Origin of the sequence: Salmonella sp. 741265055_HSA (assembly GCF_046569525.1) — a bacterium.
Lineage (GTDB): Bacteria > Pseudomonadota > Gammaproteobacteria > Enterobacterales > Enterobacteriaceae > Salmonella > Salmonella enterica.
On the sequence record NZ_JBKFSQ010000079.1, the window covers coordinates 1 to 3,059 of the forward strand.

Here is a 3,059-nt window from a genome sequence, read left to right on the forward strand (position 1 = left end):
ACTCCATCCAGGCTGAAATCACCCAGCGCCTGAACGAAATCGACCGTGTATCCGGTCAGACTCAGTTCAACGGCGTGAAAGTCCTGGCGCAGGACAACACTCTGACCATCCAGGTTGGTGCCAACGACGGTGAAACTATCGATATCGATCTGAAGCAGATCAACTCGCAGACCCTGGGTCTGGATTCACTGAACGTGCAGAAAGCGTATGATGTTTCTGCGACAGACGTTATCAGCTCTACCTATAGTGATGGTACTCAGGCGCTTACGGCACCAACTGCAACTGAGATTAAAGCTGCATTAGGCAACCCGACAGTAACTGGCGATACATTGACTGCCACCGTATCCTTTAAGGATGGTAAATATTATGCCACTGTAGGTGGTTATACCGATGCGGGGGATACTGCCAAAAATGGCAAATATGAAGTTACCGTTGATAGTGCTACAGGGGCTGTATCATTCGGTGCTACCCCAACTAAATCTACTGTTACAGGTGATACCGCTGTTACTAAGGTACAGGTTAATGCTCCTGTAGCAGCAGATGCTGCCACGAAAAAAGCCTTACAAGATGGGGGCGTTTCATCTGCGGATGCAAATGCCGCGACATTGGTCAAAATGTCTTATACCGATAAAAATGGTAAGACAATTGAAGGCGGCTATGCGCTTAAAGCAGGTGATAAGTATTACGCCGCAGATTACGATGAAGCGACAGGAGCAATTAAAGCTAAAACCACAAGTTATACTGCTGATGACGGTACTACCAAAACAGCGGCTAACCAACTGGGTGGCGTAGACGGTAAAACCGAAGTCGTTACTATCGACGGTAAAACCTATAATGCCAGCAAAGCCGCTGGTCATGATTTTAAAGCACAACCAGAGCTGGCAGAAGCAGCCGCTAAAACCACCGAAAACCCGCTGCAGAAAATTGATGCCGCGTTGGCGCAGGTGGATGCGCTACGTTCTGACCTGGGTGCGGTACAGAACCGTTTCAACTCCGCTATCACCAACCTGGGCAATACCGTAAACAACCTGTCTGAAGCGCGTAGCCGTATCGAAGATTCCGACTACGCGACCGAAGTCTCCAACATGTCTCGCGCGCAGATTCTGCAGCAGGCCGGTACTTCCGTTCTGGCGCAGGCTAACCAGGTCCCGCAGAACGTGCTGTCTCTGTTACGTTAATTTATTTCGTTTTATTCAGCCCCGTGAATTCGGGGCTTTTTCATTCAGCATAGATGAATATATCTTTATGGAATGTATGGCTGTAAATGATATTTCCTACGGGCGAGAGGCTGAAATATGGCCGCGGGATTATTCTATGCTTGCTCGTCGAGTTCAATTTCTACGTTTTAATGATATCCCTGTTCGATTGGTGAGTAATAATGCACGGATAATCACAGGCTACATTGCGAAGTTTAATCCGAGGGAAAATTTGATTCTGGCTTCGGATAAACCTAAAGGAAATAAGCGCATTGAAGTTAAATTAGAGTCTCTGGCAATTCTTGAAGAATTATCAGGTAATGACGCTTTTAATCTTTCGCTGGTGCCGGCTGACGAATTTAATCTTCAGCAATATACTCCATCAAGAAGAGATTATTTCTCGATTTGCAATAAGTGCTATAAACAGGGAGTCGGTATCAAAATCTATATGAAGTATGGACAGGTTTTGACTGGCAAAACGACAGGCGTAAATGCGTGTCAGGTTGGTGTGAGGAAACCCAATGGCAATCATATGCAAGTTATGTTTGACTGGGTGAGCAGGATCACGTCTTCGGATTATGCTGAATAACGCATACGGTAATAAAAATTCCGTGAGAAAATATTGATCCTGGAGGAACAGAGACCATTCGACAGCGCATATACCCAAAATAATTCGAGTTGCTTAAAGGCGGCAAGGGAGTGAGTCCCCAGGAGCATAGATAACTATGTGACTGGGGTGAACGAGCGTAGCCAACACATAAGCAACTTGAAGTATGAAGGGTATAGATAGTTTCGCCGCTGCTCGTGCCACTACGGCCAGGACGCTTAAAGCAGCTGACAGAAAAGAATTGATCATTGAGCTTCGCAAAGAAGGTCTGATGAATTTTCGCAAATCCATGGATACCGTAGCCCGAGAGTGTTAGAAATTCTGTGTCATTCCAGTAATATACAAGCAAAAAGGAATGACACATGTCCCAGCCCTTCGATTTCGATAAAGCGCTTAAGGCACTCCAGTCCGGCCAGGCATTAACCGGAAAAGATGGTATCTTAACGCCATTAATCAAACAGTTAACTGAAGCCGCGCTGTCTGCGGAACTCGACTCTCATCTGGCTTCGGATGTGGAAGCCAATCGTAAAAACGGCTCTGGCAAAAAGACCATTAAAGCCCCGACCGGCAGCTTCGAGCTGGCAAGCCCACGCGATCGTAATGGCACTTTTGAACCTCAACTGGTGAAGAAGCATCAGACCACGCTCTCGCTGACAGAAAAGAATTGATCATTAAAGCTTCGCAAAGAAGGTCTGCTGAATCTTCGCAAATCTATGGATACCGTAGCCCAACATCCTGGCGTCTCACGGGCAACTGCTTATCTTTATGCTCGACAGTCTGACTGCGAGCTTTGCCCCAGCCAGGCAGGGCTCTCAGTGAGTGTTCTATTTTCTTTGACTCTCGTATTCCAATTCTTTCGGGAGTTATTGGTGAGACTTTGGGCGTTTTGTCCTGTCACCCACCGCGTCATTTGACTCCAGTGTCCGTAAGGTTCTCTGCAATCCTCACCTGGCGGCAATAGATGTAAAAAAGCCCGCAGTGCTTGTGCTGTGCGGGCTTAGTGAACTTCATTGAACGTCAATGGCTGGCGGAGTCTGAATAAATTACTCAATACTTTAAATATAAAGGATTTTTCCGTATTCAACTTTCAGGTGTGTACCTAAACGTGTACCAATTAAAGGATCTCAGGTTCAGCAACTTTGCTCCAGCGGAGACGGCTAATGGACTTGAATTTTGCTATGCCTAGCTGATTTCGCTCATTTCTAAATAGCTGCGCCAAATAGTAGATCACTTTGAGGGAACTCAGCCCGGATTGT

General features: G+C 46.5%; 2 protein-coding genes and 3 pseudogenes. All 5 read left to right on the forward strand.

Annotated features, from left to right (window positions below):
- A partial coding sequence (locus ACLD4K_RS21860) for a flagellin (protein ID WP_411012501.1) occupies positions 1–1,178 on the forward strand: 1,178 nt, incomplete at its 5' end.
- Positions 1,179–1,245: 67 nt separating this feature from the next.
- A complete protein-coding gene (fljA, locus tag ACLD4K_RS21865) occupies positions 1,246–1,785 on the forward strand; it encodes a phase 1 flagellin gene repressor FljA (RefSeq protein ID WP_411012502.1) in 540 nt (179 codons plus the stop codon).
- A 193-nt stretch (positions 1,786–1,978) separates the two neighbouring features.
- Positions 1,979–2,119, forward strand: a pseudogene (locus ACLD4K_RS21870) (helix-turn-helix domain-containing protein); the annotation flags it as partial.
- Positions 2,120–2,165: 46 nt separating this feature from the next.
- Positions 2,166–2,453: pseudogene (locus ACLD4K_RS21875) on the forward strand (transposase); the annotation flags it as partial.
- Between the two features lie 24 nt (positions 2,454–2,477).
- A pseudogene (locus ACLD4K_RS21880) lies at positions 2,478–2,582 on the forward strand (helix-turn-helix domain-containing protein); the annotation flags it as partial.
- Between the last annotated feature and the right edge of the window lie 477 nt (positions 2,583–3,059).